This is a genomic window from Burkholderia puraquae, assembly GCF_002099195.1.
Taxonomy (GTDB): domain Bacteria; phylum Pseudomonadota; class Gammaproteobacteria; order Burkholderiales; family Burkholderiaceae; genus Burkholderia; species Burkholderia puraquae.
Window position 1 is genome coordinate 68,247 of record NZ_NBYX01000016.1, and the last position, 18,947, is coordinate 87,193.

The 18,947-nt window shown below is 69.1% G+C and carries 12 protein-coding genes; 4 read left to right on the plus strand and 8 right to left on the minus strand.

Annotated features, from left to right (window positions below; genetic code table 11):
- Positions 1-113: 113 nt before the first annotated feature.
- The 4 genes from glcF to B7G54_RS26535 all read right to left on the minus strand — a co-directional run bounded on the left by glcF (position 114) and on the right by B7G54_RS26535 (position 5,567).
- On the minus strand, positions 114-1,340 hold the full coding sequence (gene glcF / locus B7G54_RS26520) for a glycolate oxidase subunit GlcF (protein ID WP_085041772.1): 1,227 nt from the start codon (positions 1,338-1,340) through the stop codon (positions 114-116).
- Between the two features lie 7 nt (positions 1,341-1,347).
- Positions 1,348-2,436 carry a glycolate oxidase subunit GlcE gene (gene glcE, locus B7G54_RS26525; protein WP_085041773.1) on the minus strand — a complete coding sequence of 363 codons (1,089 nt, stop codon included), beginning with the start codon at positions 2,434-2,436 and terminating at the stop codon, positions 1,348-1,350.
- Positions 2,437-2,622: 186 nt separating this feature from the next.
- Positions 2,623-4,116 (minus strand): FAD-linked oxidase C-terminal domain-containing protein, encoded by a 1,494-nt coding sequence (locus tag B7G54_RS26530; protein ID WP_011351007.1) that lies wholly within the window; start codon positions 4,114-4,116, stop codon positions 2,623-2,625.
- 41 nt (positions 4,117-4,157) lie between these two features.
- Positions 4,158-5,567, minus strand: a complete 1,410-nt coding sequence (locus B7G54_RS26535) for an FAD-binding oxidoreductase (RefSeq protein WP_085041774.1) — start codon at positions 5,565-5,567, stop codon at positions 4,158-4,160.
- 172 nt (positions 5,568-5,739) lie between these two features.
- Here B7G54_RS26535 and B7G54_RS26540 point away from each other — a divergent pair, with 172 nt between their 5' ends.
- Both B7G54_RS26540 and hmpA read left to right on the plus strand, forming a co-directional pair.
- Positions 5,740-6,291 (plus strand): cob(I)yrinic acid a,c-diamide adenosyltransferase, encoded by a 552-nt coding sequence (locus B7G54_RS26540; RefSeq protein WP_048022312.1) that lies wholly within the window; start codon positions 5,740-5,742, stop codon positions 6,289-6,291.
- 93 nt (positions 6,292-6,384) lie between these two features.
- Positions 6,385-7,593: an NO-inducible flavohemoprotein gene (hmpA, locus tag B7G54_RS26545; RefSeq protein ID WP_085041775.1), complete on the plus strand. Its 1,209-nt coding sequence runs from the start codon at positions 6,385-6,387 to the stop codon at positions 7,591-7,593.
- Positions 7,594-7,775: 182 nt separating this feature from the next.
- On the opposite strand, the gene aroG is transcribed toward hmpA, so the two are convergent.
- On the minus strand, positions 7,776-8,849 hold the full coding sequence (gene aroG, locus B7G54_RS26550) for a 3-deoxy-7-phosphoheptulonate synthase AroG (protein WP_046544980.1): 1,074 nt from the start codon (positions 8,847-8,849) through the stop codon (positions 7,776-7,778).
- On the opposite strand from aroG, the gene B7G54_RS39180 reads away from it, so the two are divergent.
- Positions 8,848-9,141 carry a hypothetical protein gene (locus B7G54_RS39180; protein ID WP_165765626.1) on the plus strand — a complete coding sequence of 98 codons (294 nt, stop codon included), beginning with the start codon at positions 8,848-8,850 and terminating at the stop codon, positions 9,139-9,141. The two genes, aroG and B7G54_RS39180, sit on opposite strands and share 2 nt — an antisense overlap.
- Positions 9,142-9,251: 110 nt before the next feature.
- Here B7G54_RS39180 and tldD read toward each other — a convergent pair whose 3' ends face one another.
- From tldD to B7G54_RS26570, 3 genes are all read right to left on the minus strand, one after another.
- The gene (gene tldD, locus B7G54_RS26560) at positions 9,252-10,718 is read right to left on the minus strand and encodes a metalloprotease TldD (RefSeq protein WP_085041776.1); all 1,467 of its coding nucleotides are present in this window, start codon (positions 10,716-10,718) and stop codon (positions 9,252-9,254) included.
- Between the two features lie 86 nt (positions 10,719-10,804).
- Entirely contained in the window at positions 10,805-11,632 is an 828-nt protein-coding gene (locus B7G54_RS26565) for a carbon-nitrogen hydrolase family protein (RefSeq protein ID WP_085041777.1), read from the minus strand.
- Between the two features lie 63 nt (positions 11,633-11,695).
- Entirely contained in the window at positions 11,696-15,895 is a 4,200-nt protein-coding gene (locus tag B7G54_RS26570; protein ID WP_085041778.1) for a YhdP family protein, read from the minus strand.
- A gap of 227 nt (positions 15,896-16,122) precedes the next feature.
- Here B7G54_RS26570 and glnE point away from each other — a divergent pair, with 227 nt between their 5' ends.
- Entirely contained in the window at positions 16,123-18,924 is a 2,802-nt protein-coding gene (gene glnE, locus B7G54_RS26575; protein WP_085041779.1) for a bifunctional [glutamate--ammonia ligase]-adenylyl-L-tyrosine phosphorylase/[glutamate--ammonia-ligase] adenylyltransferase, read from the plus strand.
- The last annotated feature ends 23 nt before the right edge of the window (positions 18,925-18,947 follow it).

Consider the following 18,947-nt stretch of genomic DNA (forward strand, 5'->3'; position numbering starts at 1 on the left):
CACGGAAGCAGGCATCTAGCGGATGCGCCGCAGCACGCGACGCATCGATCCGCCCATTATACGGACGCCGCGCGCGAGGCCCAGCGCCCGCCCGTCATTCGCATGAACGGGCGCTAGCCGTACAGCAGATGCTCGACGAGCTGGATCCAGTGGGCGACGGGAATCTGCGTGCCGCTCTGCAGGTGCGCGATGCAGCCGACGTTGCCGGAGACGATCATCTGCGGTTCGAGCGCCTGCAGCTTCAGCAGCTTCTGCTTGCGCAACCGGTACGACAGCGACGGCTGCGTCAGCGAATAGGTGCCGGCCGAGCCGCAGCACAGATGGCTGTCGGCCGGCAGCCGCACGTCGATGCCGAGCGTCTCGAGCAGGCGTTCGACCTTGCCGCGCGACTGCTGGCCGTGCTGCAGCGTGCACGGCGGGTGGTACGCGACCGTATGGATCGCGCGGCGCCGCGCGAGTGTCGCGAGCTCGGCCTCGAACGCGAGCAGCACGTCGGAGATGTCGCGCGTCAGCGACACGATGCGCTGCGCCTTCTCCGCGTAGGCCGGATCGTCGCGCAACAGGTGCGCGTATTCGAGCACCGTCGCGCCGCAGCCCGATGCGTTCATCACGATCGCCTCGACGCCCTGTTCGACGTGGGGCCACCACGCGTCGATGTTGCGGCGCGCGTCGTCGAGCGCTTCGTCGTGATAGTTCAGGTGCAGGCGGATCGCGCCGCAGCAGCCCGCGTCGGGCGCGACGACCGTCTCGATGCCGAGTGCGTCCAGCACGCGCGCGGTCGCGATGTTGATGTTCGGCAGCATCGACGGCTGTACGCAGCCGCCGAGCATCAGCATCTTGCGCGTATGCGTTTGGTGCGGCCATTCGAGCAGCCGCGTGCGCGGCGGCACCTTGTCGCGCAGCCGCTTCGGCAGCAGCGGACGCACGTGCTGGCCGAGCCGCATCACCGGCGAGAACAGCGCGGCATTCGGCACGAGGCTCGCGAGCATGCGGCGCACGAGCCGCTGTTGCACGGGACGCTGCACCTGCGCCTCGACGTGCTTGCGGCCGATCTCGACGAGCCGGCCGTACTGGACGCCCGACGGGCAGGTCGTCTCGCAGCTGCGGCACGTCAGGCAGCGGTCGAGGTGCTGCTGCGTGCTGCGCGTGACGGGCGCGCCTTCGACCATCTGCTTGATCAGGTAGATACGGCCGCGCGGGCCGTCGAGTTCGTCGCCGAGCAACTGGTAGGTCGGGCAGGTCGCGGTACAGAACCCGCAATGCACGCACTTGCGCAATATCGCGTCGGCTTCGTCGCCGTCGGGCGTATTGCGGATGAAATCGGCGAGGTTCGTTTGCATCGATCCCTCAGAGATCAGGATAGAGCCGGCCGCGGTTGAAGATGCGCGCGGGATCGAACGCGGCCTTCAGCCCGCGGTGGATTTTCATCATCGGGGCGGGGAGCGGCGTGAACACGCCCGCGCTGCGGTCGTACGCGTCGCCCGCGCGGAACAGCGTCGCGTGGCCGCCGGCCTGCTTCGCGCTCATCCGCACGGTCTGCGCGTCGGCGTCGGTGATCCACCAGCGCTGCGCGCCCCCCCATTCCATCAGCTGGGTGCCGGGCAGGTGCATCGGTTCGGTGATCGACGGCAGCGCGAGGCGCCACAACGCATAGCCGGGCGGGATGCCGTTGAAGAACGGGTCGGTATGCTCGCGCAGGCCGGCCCAGAAGCGCTCGGCCTCGACCGCGTCGACGACTTCGCCGCCGAGCAGCGTTTTCGCGGATTTCACGGCCGCTTCGGCGCCCGACAGGCGCAGCACGAGCGTGCCGTTGCGCCACCCGCTCGCGCTGACGGGCAGCGGATGGCCGCCCCATTCGTTGAGCTTGCGCACCGCGTCGGTCGCGGTCATCTCGAACTTCAGCGTGACTTCGGCGACGGGCATCGGCAGCACCTTGATCGACAGGTCGAGCATCAGCCCGAGCGTGCCGAGCGCGCCGGCCATCAGCCGCGACACGTCGTAGCCGGCGACGTTCTTCACGACCTGGCCGCCGAAGCGCAGCATTTCGCCTCGGCCGTTCATCAGCGTGACGCCGAGCACGAAATCGCGCGGCGCGCCGCAGGTGGCGCGCCGCGGGCCCGCGAGGCCGGCCGCGACGCAGCCGCCGACGGTAGCCGTGCGGCCGAAGTGCGGCGGCTCGAACGGTAGCATCTGGCCGCACTCGGCGAGGACGGTTTCAAGCTGCGCGAGCGGCGTGCCCGCACGGACCGTGACGACGAGCTCGGCCGGGTCGTACGACACGATGCCCTGAAACGCGCGTGTGTCGAGTATTTCGCCCTCGAGCGCCTGGCCGTACCAGTCCTTGGTGCCGCCGCCGCGAATCCGCAGCGGCCGGCCGTCGGCACTGGCGGCGCGAATGCGCTCGGCCCATCCGGCGACGATGTCGTCCTCTTCCATGTTCTGTTGCTGCCTCGACTTGTTGTTCGGTCGATTGTACCGGGGTGGCGCGAATCCACATCGCGACTATCCCTAAGCCCCGTATTGAAGACCGCATGCCTGCGCTGCCGTGCGAACGGGCCGCGCCGGCATGGCCGTCCGCCGCGACCCGGCCGCCGGCACGGGCCGGCGTACCGCGCGCGACGCTCAGAAGCGCGGCAGGTCGGGGTGCGGCAGCAGCCCGCCGCGCACGTGCTGGCGACCGTACTCGGCGCAGCGCGCGCGGGTCGGGATGCCCTTGTCCGGGTTCAGCAGCCCCGCCGGATCGAATGCGCGCTTGACCGCGAAGAACGCATCGCGCTCCTGCGGCGAGAACTGCACGCACATCGAATTGAGCTTCTCGATGCCGACGCCGTGCTCCCCCGTCACGCTGCCGCCGAATTCCACGCAGCATTCGAGGATTTCCGCGCCGAACTGTTCGGCGCGGTGCAGTTCGTCCGGATCGTTCGCGTTGTACAGGATCAGCGGATGCATGTTGCCGTCGCCTGCGTGGAACACGTTGATGCAGCGCAGCCCGTAGCGCGTTTCGAGCTGTTCGATGCGCGCGAGCAGCGGGCCGATCGCGCGGCGCGGCACGGTGCCGTCCATGCAGTAGTAGTCGGCGGAAATCCGGCCGGCGGCCGGGAACGCGTTCTTGCGGCCCGACCAGAAGCGCAGCCGCTCGTGTTCGTTGCGCGAAACCTGGATGCGCGTCGCGCCATGCTCGCGCAGCACGGCCGTCATCCGGACGATCTCTTCCGCGACTTCTTCCGGCGTGCCGTCCGATTCGCACAGCAGGATCGCCTTCGCCTCGAGATCGTAGCCCGCGTGCGTGAACGCCTCGACGGCCTGCGTGGCCGGCTTGTCCATCATTTCGAGCCCGGCCGGGATGATCCCCGACGCGATGATCGCCGCGACGGCCTCGCCGCCCTTGACGACGTCGTCGAAGCTCGCCATCACGAGCTGGGCCGTTTGCGGCTTCGGGATCAGCTTCACCGTGACCTCGGTGACGATCGCGAACATCCCTTCGCTGCCGATCATCACGGCGAGCAGGTCGAGGCCCGGCATGTCGAGCGCGAGCGAGCCGAACTCGACGATCTCGCCGTCGATCGTCACCGCGCGCACCCGCATCACGTTGTGCACGGTCAGCCCGTATTTCAGGCAGTGGACGCCGCCGGAATTTTCCGCGACGTTGCCGCCGATCGTGCATGCGATCTGCGACGACGGATCGGGCGCGTAATACAGGCCGTACGGCGCGGCGGCTTCCGAGATCGCGAGGTTGCGCACGCCGGGCTGCACGGTCGCCGTGCGCGCGTAGGGATCGACTTCGACGATGCGCGTGAAGCGCGCCAGCGACAGCACGACGCCGAGCGCGATCGGCAACGCGCCGCCCGACAGGCTCGTGCCCGCACCGCGCGGCACGATCGGCACCTCCATGCGGCGGCAGATCTGCACGATCCGCTGCACCTGCGATTCCGTTTCGGGTAGCGCGACCGCGAGCGGCAGGCGGCGGTACGCGGACAGGCCGTCGCATTCGTACGGTGCCGTGTCTTCGTCGCGGTACAGCAGGCAGTGCGTCGGCAGCACGGCCATCAGCGCCTGCACGACTTCACGCTGGCGCTGCGCGCGTGCCGCGCTCGACAGTTCGACGGGAGCGTTCATTGGGTCTCCTGCAGCGGGCGGCGCGGCATCGCGCCGCCGTGTCAGCACGTGAATATCTTGCCCGGATTCATCAGGTTGCGCGGATCGAGCGCGAGCTTGATCGCACGCATCGTATCGATCGCGTTGTCGCCGTGCTCCTTCGGCAGGAAGCGCATCTTGTGCAGCCCGACGCCGTGCTCGCCCGTGCAGGTGCCGCCGAGGCGCAGCGCGCGTTCGACGATCCGGTCGTTGATGTGCTCGGCTTCGGCGATTTCCTCGGGCTTGTCGGGGTCGATCAGGATCGCGACGTGGAAATTGCCGTCGCCGACGTGGCCGACGATCGGGCAGGGCAGCGACGACGCGCGCAGGTCGACCTCGGTTTCCTCGACGCATGCGGCGAGCTGCGAGATCGGTACGCACACGTCGGTCGTCACCGCGCGGCAGCCGGGTTTCAGCTGCAGCATCGCGAAATACGCGTTGTGGCGGGCGGCCCAGAGCCGGCTGCGGTCTTCGGGGCGGGTTGCCCACTCGAAGCCCTGGCCGTTGTTCTGGCCGGCGAGCGCCTGCACGAGCTCGGCCTGTTCCTTCACGCCGGCCTCGGTGCCGTGGAACTCGAAGAACAGCGTCGGCGCTTCGGTCAGCGTCAGGTTCGAATGGCGGTTGATCGAGCGCACGGCGAGCGCGTCGACGAATTCGACGCGCGCAATCGGCACGCCGATCTGGATCGTCTCGATCACGGTGCGCACCGCGTCGCCCATCGACGGGAACGTGCAGATCGCGGCCGACACGGCTTCGGGCAGCGGATGCAGGCGCAGCGTGATCTCGGTGATCACGCCGAGCGTGCCTTCGGAGCCGACGAACAGGCGCGTGAGGTCGTAGCCGGCCGACGACTTGCGGGCGCGCGAGCCGGTTTTCACCACGCGGCCGTCGGCGAGCACGGCGCTCAGGCCGAGCACGTTCTCGCGCATCGTGCCGTAGCGCACGGCATTGGTGCCCGATGCACGGGTCGCGGTCATCCCGCCGATGCTGGCGTCGGCACCCGGGTCGATCGGGAAGAACAGGCCGGTGTCGCGCAGCGCTTCGTTGAGCGCCTTGCGCGTGATGCCCGGCTCGACCGTCACGGTCAGGTCTTCGGCGTTGATCGACAGCACGCGGTTCATTTCCGACAGGTCGAGCGATACGCCGCCGCGCACCGCGAGCAGGTGGCCTTCGAGCGACGAGCCGGCGCCGTACGGGATCAGCGGGACGCTGTACAGCGAGCACAGCGACACGACTTCGCGCACGTCGTCCGCGCTGTGCGCGAACACGACGGCGTCAGGCAGTTGCGGGTCGAACGGCGATTCGTCGCGGCCGTGGTGGGCGCGGACGGCGTCGGCGGTCGACACGCGCTCGCCGAAGGCGGCGCGCAGCGCATCGAGCATGGCGGGGGGAAGGGGGCGGCGCGTGGCGGCCGGCGGGGCAGGGTGATTCACGTACGTCTCCTTGTCGATCCGGGGAGCGCGTTGGCGCCGGCCCGGCTCCCGTGCTGCAGGGTTTCGGCCCATTCTACGCTGTAACGCCCGCTGCGCCTGCCGCCGCGGGCTGCGATAATCGCGTTCGAACGCAACCGGGCCGCGTCGCGGCCGCGCACGAGAGGACATCCGCATGGGCAACCGCTTGAGCAAGATCGCCACGCGCACGGGCGACGATGGCACCACCGGCCTCGGCGACGGCCGGCGCATCGGCAAGGACGACACGCGGATCGCCGCGATCGGCGACGTCGACGAACTGAACTCGAACCTCGGCGTGCTGCTCGCCGAAACGCTGCCGGACGATATCCGCACGGCACTCGTGACGATCCAGCACGACCTGTTCGATCTCGGGGGCGAATTGTGCATTCCTGGCCATACGGTGCTCGACGACACGCATCTCGCGCGTCTCGACCGCTGGCTCGCCGACTACAACGCGACGCTGCCGCCGCTGAAGGAATTCATCCTGCCGGCCGGCTCGCGTGCGGCGTCGCTCGCGCACGTGTGCCGCACCGTGTGCCGCCGCGCGGAGCGCTCGATCGTCGCGCTCGGGCGCACCGAAACGCTCAACGATGCGCCGCGGCGCTACGTGAACCGGCTGTCGGACCTGCTGTTCGTGCTGGCGCGCGTGCTGAACCGCACCGACGGCGGATCGGACGTGCTGTGGGAGCGCGGCCGCGTCCGCTGACGCTTCGCCCCCTTTGTCGCACTGCGACAATTTGCCCGAGGGTCATCGATTTTTAAACATGTATCATATTTGCATGTTTAACGGAGAACGAACATGACCCACATCACCGCTGACCAGATGGCTCGCGTGAAGGCCACTGCCCCTGTGCTCGCCGTGCACGGCGCGACGATCACGAAGCACTTCTACCAGCGTATGTTCGCGCGGCATCCGGAACTGAAGAACCTGTTCAACCAGACGCACCAGAAGACGGGCAGCCAGCCGGAGACGCTCGCAAAGGCCGTCTACGCGTATGCGGCGAACATCGACAACCTCGGCGCGCTGGGCGGCGCCGTCACCAGGATTGCGCACAAGCACGCGAGCCTGAACATCCGCCCCGAGCATTACCCGATCGTCGGCGAGAACCTGCTTGCGTCGATCGTCGAAGTGCTGGGCGACGCGGTCGATGCCGACACGCTCGAGGCGTGGCGCATCGCGTACGGCCAGCTCGCGCAGATCCTGATCGGGGTCGAGGCCGACCTGTACGCGGGCGCCGCGTGGAGCGGGTTCCGTCCGTTCAAGGTCGAGCGCAAGGTGCGCGAAAGCGACGAGATCACGTCGTTCTACCTGACGCCGGCCGACGGCGGCGCGGCGCCGACGTTCGAGCCCGGCCAATACGTCACGGTGAAGCGCTTCGTCGGCGACCTCGGTGTCGACCAGCCGCGCCAGTACAGCCTGTCCGACGCGCCGCACGGCAAGTGGCTGCGCATCTCGGTGAAGCGCGAGGCCGGCAAGCCGGAAGTCATTCCGGCCGGCAAGGTGTCGACGCTGATGCACGACGGCGTGGAAGCGGGTGCGATCGTCGAGGTGACTGCGCCGATGGGCGAATTCTCGCTGAAGCGCGGCGTCGAGACGCCGGTCGTGCTGATCTCCGGCGGCGTCGGCATCACGCCGATGATGTCGATGGCGTCGACGCTGATTGCCGAGGGCAGCAAGCGCGAAGTGCGGTTCGTCCACGCCTGCCGCTCGGGCGCAGTGCACGCGTTCCGCGACTGGCTGAACGATACGGTGCGCGAGCATGCGAACGTCAAGCGCACGGTGCTGTACGAACTGGTCGGTCCGAACGATCGCGCCGGCATCGACTACGACCTGGAAGGGCGCCTCACGCCGGAGCGCGTGCAGCAATACGCGCTGGTGCCGGACGCCGACTACTACATCTGCGGCCCGATCGCCTTCATGAAGGCGCAGCGTGACGCGCTCATCGCGCTCGGCGTCGCGCCGGAACGCGTGAACACCGAAATCTTCGGGTCGGGCGCGCTCGAGTGATGTACCGGCGGCGTGTCTCCGGCCAATGAAAAAGCCCGGCGCGAGCCGGGCTTTCTTGTTGTGCGCATATGGCGTTCAGGCGCGCAGCATCAGCGTGGCGTGATAGCGCCATACTTCTGCATGCTGGCCGCATGGCCAACCCGCCGGCAGGCGGGGTCATGCGGCCAGCATGCTTGCGTCCGTCAGTTGCCGCTGCCGCGCGTGACGCGGCGCGCCTTCACCGATTCCGCGAGGCCTTCGAGCACCTTCACGCTGTCGTCCCACGCGATGCACGCGTCGGTGATGCTCTGGCCGTAGGTCAGTTCGCAGCCTTCCTTCAGGTCCTGGCGCCCCTCGACGAGATGCGATTCGATCATCACGCCGACGATGCGGGCGTCGCCGGCCGCGATCTGGCGGCCGATGTCGGCACAGACGGGGATCTGGTTCTCGTGCTTCTTCGAGCTGTTCGCGTGGCTCGCGTCGATCATCAGGCGCGCGGCAAGGCCGGCCTTGCCGATGTCCGCGCAGGCGGCGTTCACGCTGTCCGCGTCGTAGTTCGGCGCCTTGCCGCCGCGCAGGATCACGTGGCAGTCCTCGTTGCCTGCCGTCGACACGATCGCCGAATGGCCGCCCTTCGTCACCGACAGGAAATGGTGCGGCTGCGACGCGGCCTTGATCGCATCGACCGCGATCTTCACGTTGCCGTCGGTGCCGTTCTTGAAGCCGACCGGGCACGACAGCCCCGACGCGAGCTCGCGGTGCACCTGCGACTCGGTCGTGCGCGCGCCGATCGCGCCCCACGAGATCAGGTCGGCGATGTACTGCGGGCTGATCATGTCGAGGTATTCGGTCGCGGCCGGCAGCCCCATTTCGTTGATCTGCAGCAGCAACTCGCGCGCGGTGCGCAGCCCTTCGTTGATCTTGAAGCTGTTGTCGAGGTGCGGATCGTTGATGAGGCCCTTCCAGCCGACCGTCGTGCGCGGCTTCTCGAAGTACACGCGCATCACGATTTCCAGCTCGCCCTTGAAGCGCTCGCGCTCCTTCACGAGCCGGCCCGCGTACTCGATCGCCGCCTTCGTGTCGTGGATCGAGCACGGCCCGACCACGACGATCAACCGGTCGTCCATCCCGTGCAGGATGCGGTGCATCGACTGGCGCGAGTTGTAGATCAGCTCGGACGCGGCTTCGGAGCACGCGAATTCGCGGATCAGGTGGGCGGGCGGCGTCAGTTCCTTGAGTTCGCGAATGCGGACGTCGTCGGTGTTGTGCGGGGGCATGCTGTTTCTCCTTGGTTCCGGGCGCCGTTCGGTCAGTGCGAGTGCGCGTGCGGCAGATTCATCAATTCAAGCGATTCAGTGGTTTCGGTCGGGGCCGCGGGACCGCTGCGGCGGCGACCGGGTGGCGAAGGGCGAAAAAAAACCGCCGGGTTCGCCGGCGGTTTTTTCGGGAATTTCGGTTGCGCTTTACGCGCCATCAACCCTCTCGATCCGCCAGCGGTCTGAGATGCCAAAAAAAGTAAAAGTAAAACTTGGCGGACATGACAGAGATTCGGTTCGTCAAAAAAGTTGATTCGGAATTTATACCCCGTCGCCGAGCGGCTGGCAACCGGGAAACGTCAAAAATGCGGACATTCCGCGCGTTTTCTTCAAAATGCGCGGAATGTCTGCGCCGCGATGCGGTTATGCCGTACCGCCGACCGTCATCCTGTCGATCCGCAGGGTCGGCTGGCCGACGCCGACCGGCACGCTCTGGCCTTCCTTGCCGCACACGCCGACACCCGTGTCGAGCGACATGTCGTTGCCGATCATGCTTACGTCCTTCAGCGATTCGGGGCCGCTGCCGATCAGCGTCGCGCCCTTCACCGGGTAGGTGATCTTGCCGTTCTCGATCATGTACGCCTCGGACGCCGAGAACACGAACTTGCCGTTCGTGATGTCGACCTGGCCGCCGCCGAAATTCACCGCGTACAGGCCGTTCTTCACCGACGCGATGATTTCCTGCGGATCCTTGTCGCCGTTCAGCATGTACGTGTTGGTCATGCGCGGCATCGGCAGCGCCGCGTACGATTCGCGCCGCGCGTTGCCCGTGACCGGCATCTTCATCAGGCGTGCGTTCAGCGTGTCCTGGATGTAGCCCTTCAGGATGCCGTCCTCGATCAGCGTCGTGCACTGCGTCGGGTTGCCTTCGTCGTCGATGTTCAACGAGCCGCGGCGGTTCGGCAGCGTGCCGTCGTCGACGACGGTCACGCCCTTCGCGGCGACCCGCTCGCCGAGCCGGCCGGCGAACGCCGACGAACCCTTGCGGTTGAAATCGCCCTCGAGGCCGTGGCCGATCGCCTCGTGCAGCAGCACGCCCGGCCAGCCCGGCCCGAGCACGACCGTCATTGCGCCGGCCGGGGCGGGGCGGGCGTCGAGGTTGACGAGCGCCGCATGCACGGCGTCGTCGACGTAGCGCGACAGCACTTCATCGGTGAAGTAGCCGTAGTCGAAGCGGCCGCCGCCGCCGCCCGAACCGATCTCGCGGCGGCCGTTCTGCTCGGCGATCACCGTGACCGACACGCGCACGAGCGGGCGGATGTCGGCCGCGAGCGCGCCGTCGCTGCGTGCGACGAGCACGACGTCGTATTCGCCGGCGAGGCCCGCCATCACCTGCGTGATGCGCGGGTCGCGGCCGCGCGCCATCTGCTCGATGCGCTCGAGCAGCTTGACCTTGGCCGTCGCGTCGAGCGACGCGAGCGGATCGGACGGCAGGTACAGGTCGCGGCCCGAGATGCCCGTCAGCGAGGTCGCCGCCTTGATCTTCTGACGGCCGCCGCCGGCCGCCGCGATCGCCTTGGTGGCCGCGGCCGCCTGCGCGATGGCTTCCGGCGACAGGTCGTCCGAGTACGCGAACGCGGTGCGGTCGCCCGCGACCGCGCGCACGCCGACGCCCTGGTCGATGCTGAAGCTGCCCGACTTCACGATGCCTTCCTCGAGGCTCCACGCCTCGCTGCGGGTCGCCTGGAAGTACAGGTCGGCGTAGTCGACGCGATGCGTGAAGATGTCGGCGATCGTGCGCGTGAGCAGGCTTTCGTCGAGGCCGTACGGCGTGAGCAGGATGTCCTTCGCCAGCGCGAGGTTGCGGATGCCGGGTTCGATGATGTTCATGCGGATATCGGGGTTTCTCAAAAAGTTGTCGGGTGCTGCTGGGCAGATGGGTTGGCCGCGCGGCGTTTCAAGCGGCGCGGCCGGATTCAGGTCAGCACGCGGTGCCGCCACGCGGGCAGGCTCTGGCGCACGTCGGCGATGCGCTGCGGATCGATCGCGCCGAGCACGACGCTTGCGCCCACGTCGCGCACCGCGACGATCTCGCCCCACGGGTCGATCAGCATGCTGTGGCCCCAGGTGCGCCGGCCGTTCTCGTGCTTGCCGCCTTGCGCGGCCGCGAGCACGTAGCACTGGTTCTCGATGGCCCGTGCGCGCAGCAGCGTTTCCCAGTGCGCGCGGCCCGTCGTATACGTAAACGCCGACGGTACGACGATCAGCGTGCAGTCGCCCATCCTGCGATACAGCTCCGGAAAGCGGAGATCGTAACAGACCGACAGGCCGACCCGCCCGAACGGCGCGTCGAACGTGACGACCGTATCGCCCGCGCGGATCGTGCGCGCCTCGTCGAACGACTCGTCGCCTTTCTCGAAGTTGAACAGGTGGATCTTGTCGTAGCGCGCGGCTTCGTTGCCGGACGGATCGAACACGAGCGTCGTGTTGAGCACGCGATCGGGCTCCGGCGCCTTCAGCGGCAGCGTGCCGCCGATCACCCAGATGCGGTGGCGGCGCGCGGCGTCCGCGAGGAAACGCTGGATCGGGCCGTCCTGGTAGGGTTCGGCGAGCGCGAGCTTGTCGGTATCGCGGTGGCCCATGAAGCAGAAATACTCGGGCAGCTGCACGAGCTGCGCGCCTTCGCCGGCGGCCTCCGCGATCAGGCGGCGCGCTTCGGCGAGATTGCGCGCGACGTCCGGCGTGCTCACCATCTGCAGCGCGGCGACCTGGAAGGGCGTGGCGGAACGGGTAGGGTCAGTCATCGCAGGATCGGTTGCGTCATAAATGGGGTGCGGCCCGGCACCTTGCGCGGTTCGGCGTGCGGCTCAATGGTTCACCGCATCGGCCGAGCCGTGATTCATCTTACCCTGATCGCCCCTCACTCGCTCGATGTGCGGGTGCGCCCACGAGCCGGTGATCGCGTAGTCGAGCGCGAACGCGTGCGACAGCGTCTCCGACAGCGCGTAGTTCGCGGCCAGCACGCCGATGCCGAGCAGCGGATTGATGACTGCCGCCCCGATCGCGGCTGCGCCCGCGCTGATTTTCGGCGCGACGTGCGCATGCAGGTCCTGCGTCTCGGTGCCGAGATCGACCGCGCCGCGCACGGTGACGTTCGCGGGCCCCGTCATCATCGAGAAATCGTCGGTGCGCGCGATGCCGTTCGAGATCCGGCCGGTGCCGGTGATCTTGTCGAACGGCAGCCCCTTGCCGACCACGTCGCGGAAGTTCAGCGTCAGGAAGCGCGCGAGGCTCTGCAGGCTCAGCACGCCGAGGAGTTTCGCCGCGCCGGGATCGACCTTCAGGATCTGCCCGTGCTCGAGGTCGAGCGCAACCTGGCCGCCGAGCGACGGGAAGTCGAGCGCGGTCGGGCCGCCGCGCCAGCCGACCTTGCCCGTGACCGTGCCATGGCCGTCCGCAAGCGTGCGCGGCAGGCCGACGCGGTCGAGCAGCGCGCCCGCGTTGTCGATGTCGAGCTTGAAGTCGAATACCGTGCGGCGCGGTGCATCGTTTTCGTCGGCGCCGCCGGCGAGCGCGCGGCGCGACGTGCGCCAGTTGCCGGTTGCCGTCAGCTTCGCAGCCGGGTTCGACAGCTCGAGCTTGTCGAGCTGCCAGACCGGTGTGCCGGCTTCGTCGATGTTGCGCGCGTTGACGACGAGGCGGCCGATGTCATGGTTGCGCGCGACGACCTGGTCGACGATCAGGTCGATCGACGGCATCGGGCGGTCGGTCGGCGTCGGCAGGTTCATCGCGCGGCCGACGAGGTCGTGCTGCGCGCTGTCCGGGATCACGAGCTTCGCGAGCCGCGCGTTCAGCACGCCCGCGCCGTTGTGGCCGCCGCCCGGCGCCCACGACAGGTACCCCGACACCTGGTTCGACGCGATATTCGCCTGCCAGAGCTCGTCGATGTGCGACGCGCCGACGATCACGTTTTCCCAGTTGCGCTTGAGCAGCTTCAGCGTGCCGAAATGGAACGCGAAGCGCTTCGGCGCGAAGCTCGCGAAATCGACACGTGGCGCGGCCTGCGGCTCCGGCGCGCGCGGCGTGTCGGACTTCAGCGTATGGGCAAGCGCGAGCCACGCGTCGGCGTCCAGTTCGTTGACGTCGACGGCCGCGCTCACGCCGTCCTGCGGCATGTCGGGCATCCGGTGGATGCCCATCGCGCCGCGCACCGCGCGCAGCGGCTGGCCGCGCGTCGCGTCGAGCAGGTAGGTCGCAGACACGGGGCCGAGCGTCAGGTCGGCGTGCTCGAGGCGCTTGCCGTCCGCCTGCGGCGCCGGCTGCAGCGTGAAGCTGAACGGCATCGGCGTGCCGGCCGCCTTTGCGAACGGCGCGGGGAAGTTCAGCGCGACGCCGGTCAGGTCGGAATGCGCGTTGATGTCGGGCAGGCGGCCGGGCGCACCGCGCACGGCGACCTTGTACGGTGCGTCGCCCACCACGTGCTCGAGCAGCGCGGCCGCCGGGCCGTGCAGGTTCAGGCCGCGCGCGGCGTCGAGCGCGAGCCGGCCGTCGACGTCCACCGTGTACGGGCCGTGCGACTGGAAATTGCCGTTCGCGCGAACCGGGCCGCCGAGAAAGCGCCCCGACAGGTCGTGCAGCGACGCGCCGGCCTCGGTGAACCGGACACTGCCGCGCAGTGCCGACAGCGGCGGCACGCCGCTGGTCGTCAGCGTATTGCCGCCGAACGCGAGCGCGCCTTCGACGTGCGTGTGCGGATGCGCGACGTGCTGCGGAATCGTGATCTTGAGCGCGAGCGACGCGGGCCCCTGCGCATCGATTCGCTGGCCGATATGCCCGCTCATCGTGCCGAGCGAGCTGTTGTCCGCATAGTCGATCAGGTCGGCGAGCGGGCCCTGCGCATGGCCGTCGATGATGAGCGGCGAGTGGGTCGGATTGCCGAGATCGTCGATGCGGCCCGCGACCTTCGTCAGCGCGACGCGCTTGTAGTGCGCGCGGTCGATGTCGAAGCGCAGCTTGTTCTGCGCGAGCTCGAACACGCCGTCGATCCCGTCCAGCGCCGGCCAGACGCTCGGCGTGCCGTTCGCGAGCTTGCGCGGCGGGTACGGCGTCGGTTCGAAGCGGCCGCCGGTGAACGGCGCGACGATGTGGAACACGCCGGCGTCGGGCTCGTGTTCGAACGGGAATTTCTCGAGCGGGCCGCGGGCGACGATCGACGCGCCCTTGGTCACCTGGCCGGCCTGCAGCGCGTGGCCGAGGTAGTCGCGCAGGTGCTCGGACATCCCGGTCGGCAGGTAGCGCGGAATGCGCGCCACCGACGCGCGCGCGAAATCGGCGCGCAGGTCGAGCGAGCCTCGGCCGTGGCCGGGGTTCGTGTACGAACCGGACACCGCGATTTCGGCGTCGGGGTTCGATACGAGCAGGTCGGGCAGCGACACGTCGACGCGCGCGTGTTTCTCGCCGGGCGCGGGCGTGATCGTCCATCTGGCGTTGCCGCGCAGCCGGTTGAACGTCAGGCGCGGTTCGTCGAATTCGCCGGGCACCGTGACGGCTGCGTTGACCGTGTCGAAATGCGCGGAGCCGCCCGTCTCGTTCGCATCGACGCGGCCCCACAGGTTCTCGACACCCGGCCAGCCGGCGCGCGGGTGGCCGCGCGGCGAGAGCCCGGGCGGCGGCTCCTGCGCGGCGAAGCTGATGCCTTGCAGGTCGCCGAGGAAGCGATAGCGGACGATCGGCGCGGCGCCCATGCGCCGCTCCTCGTCGGCGAGGTCCGGGTGCGCGGGTTTCGCGCGCTCGACCTCGATGTGATAGTTCGACACCATGCCGCGCGGGTCGATCTTGATCAGCTCGTTGCGCAGGCGCGCCGGCAGCGGCAGCCCGCGAATGAACTCGCTCAGGATGCCGAGATCGACGCGGTCGCCGACGACGCTCAACAACTGCCCCTGGCTCGCGGTCGGCACGCGGTAGCGGGCCGTCAGCGTCGACAGCGCGAGCGAGCGGGCGAGCGGCGTGCCGTCCGGCAGCGCTGGCTGGCCGAGCTCCGCGTTGAAGCGCGTCAGGTGCAGCGTGTAGTCGTGGCCGGCGTCGAGCTGCATGTCCCAGCCGAAGCCGACCGTCGGCACGTCGAGCCGCGGCTGCGTCGGGCGCACGCGCAGCGCGACGTCCGCGCCTTGCAGGTCGCCGCCAGCCGAATGCAGGTGGCCGTCGCTGAAGGTTGCCCAGATCGCGTTGTCGATCCGGCCCGCGTGGATCGTGAGCGGCACGTCGAGGTAGCGCGCCAGCGTCTGCAGGTCGACCGGGCCCGTCGACAGGTACGCGTCGCCCGTCCAGTTCGACGGCTTGCCCACCGGTGCGAGCGGCTTGTGCTTGAAGCGCGCGCGGAAATCGAGCGGGCCGAGCAGCAGCGTGCCGTTCGCGGGCGCCTGCAGCGCGGCCTTGTGTACCCGGCCGTCGTTGAGCACCGCGAGCCGGATGCCCGACAGCACGAGTTCCGGCGCGTCATGCTGCGCGTCGCGCCAGCGCAGCGTGCCGCCGCGCAGCACGATCGCCTCCTGCTTCAGCAGCCACGTGCCGAACGTGTCGTTGCCGCCGTGGGTGGTTGCCACGCCGACGCCCGCGACGCTCAGCGAGCCGTCGGCCGCACGCGCGACGACCAGGTCGGGCTGGTCGACGATCAGGCTCGACAGCGCGGGCGACAACCGCAGCAGCGACATCCACGACAGCGCGGCCGTCGCATGCGGCACCGACAGCGCGACCTTGCCGTCGCGGCCGCGGATCGTGAGGTTCGTGAGTTCGACGCCCGGCTGCATGCCGGACCAGTTCGGGGAAAGCTTGCCGATCGAAAGCTGCGCGTGGAGCTTGTCGGACACCGCGCGCTCGATGCGCGGGCGGAATTCGTCGATGCGGGGCAGCAGCACGTAGCGCAGCCCGAGGAACGCGCCGGACGCGACGAAGTAGGTGCCGATCCCGACTGCCAGCGTCACCCTGAACACGCGACGCAGGACCGGATGATCGTGCTTCGGAGGTCCCGCTTCGGGCGCAGCTACGGCGGATTCCTGACGGTCGGACATGCGGCGGACGGGCGGCGATATGGTAGTTTTGCAGACTGACGTTGAAATGTATCACACGGGTTCGTGCCGGCGGCCTTTGCGGCAGCGCGGCACGGGCTTTCCGGCGCGCGGTTTCGCGACGGGCGCACACGCCCCGCGATGCCGCGCCGAGTCCATGGGGCCGGTCGGGGGCGGGGCGCGCATGCGTTTCCCGTGCCGGCCGGCCTTTCCGCCAGGCCCGCTTCTCGATGACCGACGCTTCCGCCCTGATCTGCACGTCCTATTCCCGTTACCTGGCTCGCGCGGCGGCTGCGCGCCCCGCGCTCGCCGACCAGGTTGCCGCATGGGCCGCCGCGCCGCTCGGCCGCGCGCAGCTCGACGCGCGCCTCACCGAACTGCTCGCGACGCCGGCCGGCACCGCCGCGCCGACCGAGGAGCAACTGAAGTGCGCACTGCGGCAACTGCGGGCCGAGGCATTCGGCGCGGTCGCGGAACGCGACCTGCGCGGGCTGGCGGACGTCGCCGAGGTGACGGGCGCGATGACCGATCTCGCGGAAGTGGCCGTGCAGCGCTCGCTCGCGCTGCTGTCGGCCGAGCTCGAGGCGCAGTACGGCGAGCCGCGCGGCGCCGACGGCCAGCGCGTCGTGCTCGGCGTGGTCGGGATGGGCAAGCTCGGCGGCCGCGAGCTGAACGTGTCGTCGGACATCGACCTGATCTTCGTCTACGAGGACGACGGCGAGACGACCGGCGGCGTGCGTTCGCCGCTGTCCACGCAGGAATACTTCACGCGGCTCGGCCGGCGCCTGATCGGCGTGCTGTCCGAGGTCACGGCAGACGGCTACGTGTTTCGCGTCGACATGCGGCTGCGCCCGAACGGCGATTCGGGGCCGCTCGTCTGCAGCCTCGGGATGCTCGAGGAATATTTCTACGTGCAGGGGCGCGAATGGGAGCGCTATGCATGGATCAAGGGGCGGCTCGTGTCGGAAGGCGACAGCGACGCGGCCCGGCGGCTGGAGTCGCAGCTCGAATCCATCGTCAAGCCGTTCGTCTACCGCCGCTATCTCGATTTCGGCGTGATCGGCGCGATCCGCTCGCTGCACCAGCAGATCCGGCAGGAAGCCGCGCGCCGCGCGTCGATGCGGCCCGACAAGGCCGACGACATCAAGCTCGGGCGCGGCGGGATCCGCGAGATCGAGTTCAGCGCGCAGGTGTTCCAGCTGATCCGCGGCGGCCAGGATGCGGAATTCCGCGTGCGGCCGACGCTCGCGGTGCTGCGCCATGCACAGGCGCGCGGACTGATCGGCGAGGACGTGCGCGCGCGCCTGGCCGATGCCTACAACTTCCTGCGCACGCTCGAGCACCGGCTGCAGTACCGCAACGACGCGCAGACGCACGCGATGCCGGTCGAGCCGGACGAGCGCGCGGCGCTGGCCTTGTCGCTCGGCTTTGCCGACTATGCGGCGCTGATGACGGTGCTGGACGGCCACCGCACGTTCGTCGAAGCGCAATTCCGCCAGATCTTCGCGGACAAAGTGAGCGGCGGCCCGTGCGCGGCAGGCGACGATACGGCGGCCGCGTGGATCTGGAGCGGTGCACTGGCCGACGACGGCGAGGACGACGCACTGGTCGCGCGCCTCGACGGCCTCGGCTTTGCCGATCCGGCCTCCGTGCTCGTGCGGCTGCGCGCGATCTGGCAGTCGACGCGCTATACAGGCCTGCCGGAAAAAAGCCGGCAGCGCTTCGACAGCGTCGCGCAGCGGGCGCTCGAGGCCGCGCCGAACATCGACGCCGCGCGCCGCGACGATACGATCGTGCGCCTGTTCGACCTGCTCGAGACGGTCAGCCGGCGCGGCGTCTATCTCGCGCTGCTGACCGAATATCCGGCTGCGCTCGACCGCGTGCTGTCGGTGCTCGGTGCGACGCGCTGGGGCGGCGGCTACCTGATCCGCCACCCGCAACTGCTCGACGAACTGCTCGACGACGAGGTGATCGCGAGCCCGTTCGACTGGCCCGCATTCAAGGATGCACTGCGCGCGCGCCTCGCCGCGGCCGACGGCCCCGAGCAGCAGATGGACCTGCTGCGGCACGCGCAGCACGCGGAGGTGTTCCGGATCCTGCTGATCGATCTGGCCGGGCAACTGTCGGTCGAGCACGTGAGCGACCGGCTGTCCGAGCTGGCCGACGCGGTGCTCGACGTGACGATCGAAGTCGTCTGGTCGCAGCTCGCGAAGCGCCACCGCGACGTGCCGAAGTTCGCGGTGATCGCGTACGGCAAGCTGGGCGGCAAGGAGCTCGGCTACGCATCGGATCTCGATCTCATCTTCCTGTACGACGACGCCGACGAGCGCTCGGCGGACGTCTACACGACCTTCACGCGGCGGCTCATCACGTGGCTCACCACGGCGACCGGGGCGGGCGCGCTGTTCGACATCGACCTGCGGCTGCGGCCGAACGGCGAGGCTGGGCTGCTCGTCACCGATCTCGACGCGTTCCGCCGCTACCAGCTGCGCGAGGGCGACGCCGCGAATACCGCGTGGGTCTGGGAGCACCAGGCGTTGACGCGTGCCCGCTACAGCGCGGGCGACGCGCAGATCGGCGCAGACTTCGAGGCGATCCGCCAGCAGGTGCTGACGACGCCGCGCGACGGCGGCGTGCTCGCGAAGGAGATCGTCGACATGCGCGGCAAGGTGTTTGCCGGGCACCCGAACCAGACCGAGCTGTTCGACCTGAAGCACGATCGCGGCGGGATGGTCGACATCGAGTTCATCGTCCAGTACTGGGTGCTGCTGCACGCGTCGAGCGACGCCGAGCTGATCCGCAACACGGGCAATATCGCGCTGCTGCGCGAAGTCGCGCGCTTCGGGCTGATGGGCGAGGACGAGGCCGAGCGCGTCGGCGCGGCGTACCGCAAGTACCGGAAGCTGCAGCACAAGCTGCGGCTCGACGGGATGGAGAAGGCGCGGGTCGATCCGGCCGTGGTGGCCGACGAGCGGGCGGCCGTGACGGCGCTGTGGATGCGCGTGTTCGGCGCAGTTGAAACGGGCGTTTGAGCCGGGCGTTCGAATCGGTGGAG

Excerpts from the sequence above, each read along its gene's own strand:
- glcF (WP_085041772.1), bottom strand. The coding sequence starts at position 1,340 with ATGCAAACGAACCTCGCCGATTTCATCCGCAATACGCCCGACGGCGAC.
- glcE (WP_085041773.1), bottom strand. The coding sequence starts at position 2,436 with ATGGAAGAGGACGACATCGTCGCCGGATGGGCCGAGCGCATTCGCGCC.
- B7G54_RS26530 (WP_011351007.1), bottom strand. The coding sequence starts at position 4,116 with ATGAACGCTCCCGTCGAACTGTCGAGCGCGGCACGCGCGCAGCGCCAG.
- B7G54_RS26540 (WP_048022312.1), top strand. The coding sequence starts at position 5,740 with ATGGGCAACCGCTTGAGCAAGATCGCCACGCGCACGGGCGACGATGGC.
- hmpA (WP_085041775.1), top strand. The coding sequence starts at position 6,385 with ATGACCCACATCACCGCTGACCAGATGGCTCGCGTGAAGGCCACTGCC.
- B7G54_RS39180 (WP_165765626.1), top strand. The coding sequence starts at position 8,848 with ATGCTGTTTCTCCTTGGTTCCGGGCGCCGTTCGGTCAGTGCGAGTGCG.
- aroG (WP_046544980.1), bottom strand. The coding sequence starts at position 8,849 with ATGCCCCCGCACAACACCGACGACGTCCGCATTCGCGAACTCAAGGAA.
- tldD (WP_085041776.1), bottom strand. The coding sequence starts at position 10,718 with ATGAACATCATCGAACCCGGCATCCGCAACCTCGCGCTGGCGAAGGAC.
- B7G54_RS26565 (WP_085041777.1), bottom strand. The coding sequence starts at position 11,632 with ATGACTGACCCTACCCGTTCCGCCACGCCCTTCCAGGTCGCCGCGCTG.
- B7G54_RS26570 (WP_085041778.1), bottom strand. The coding sequence starts at position 15,895 with ATGTCCGACCGTCAGGAATCCGCCGTAGCTGCGCCCGAAGCGGGACCT.
- glnE (WP_085041779.1), top strand. The coding sequence starts at position 16,123 with ATGACCGACGCTTCCGCCCTGATCTGCACGTCCTATTCCCGTTACCTG.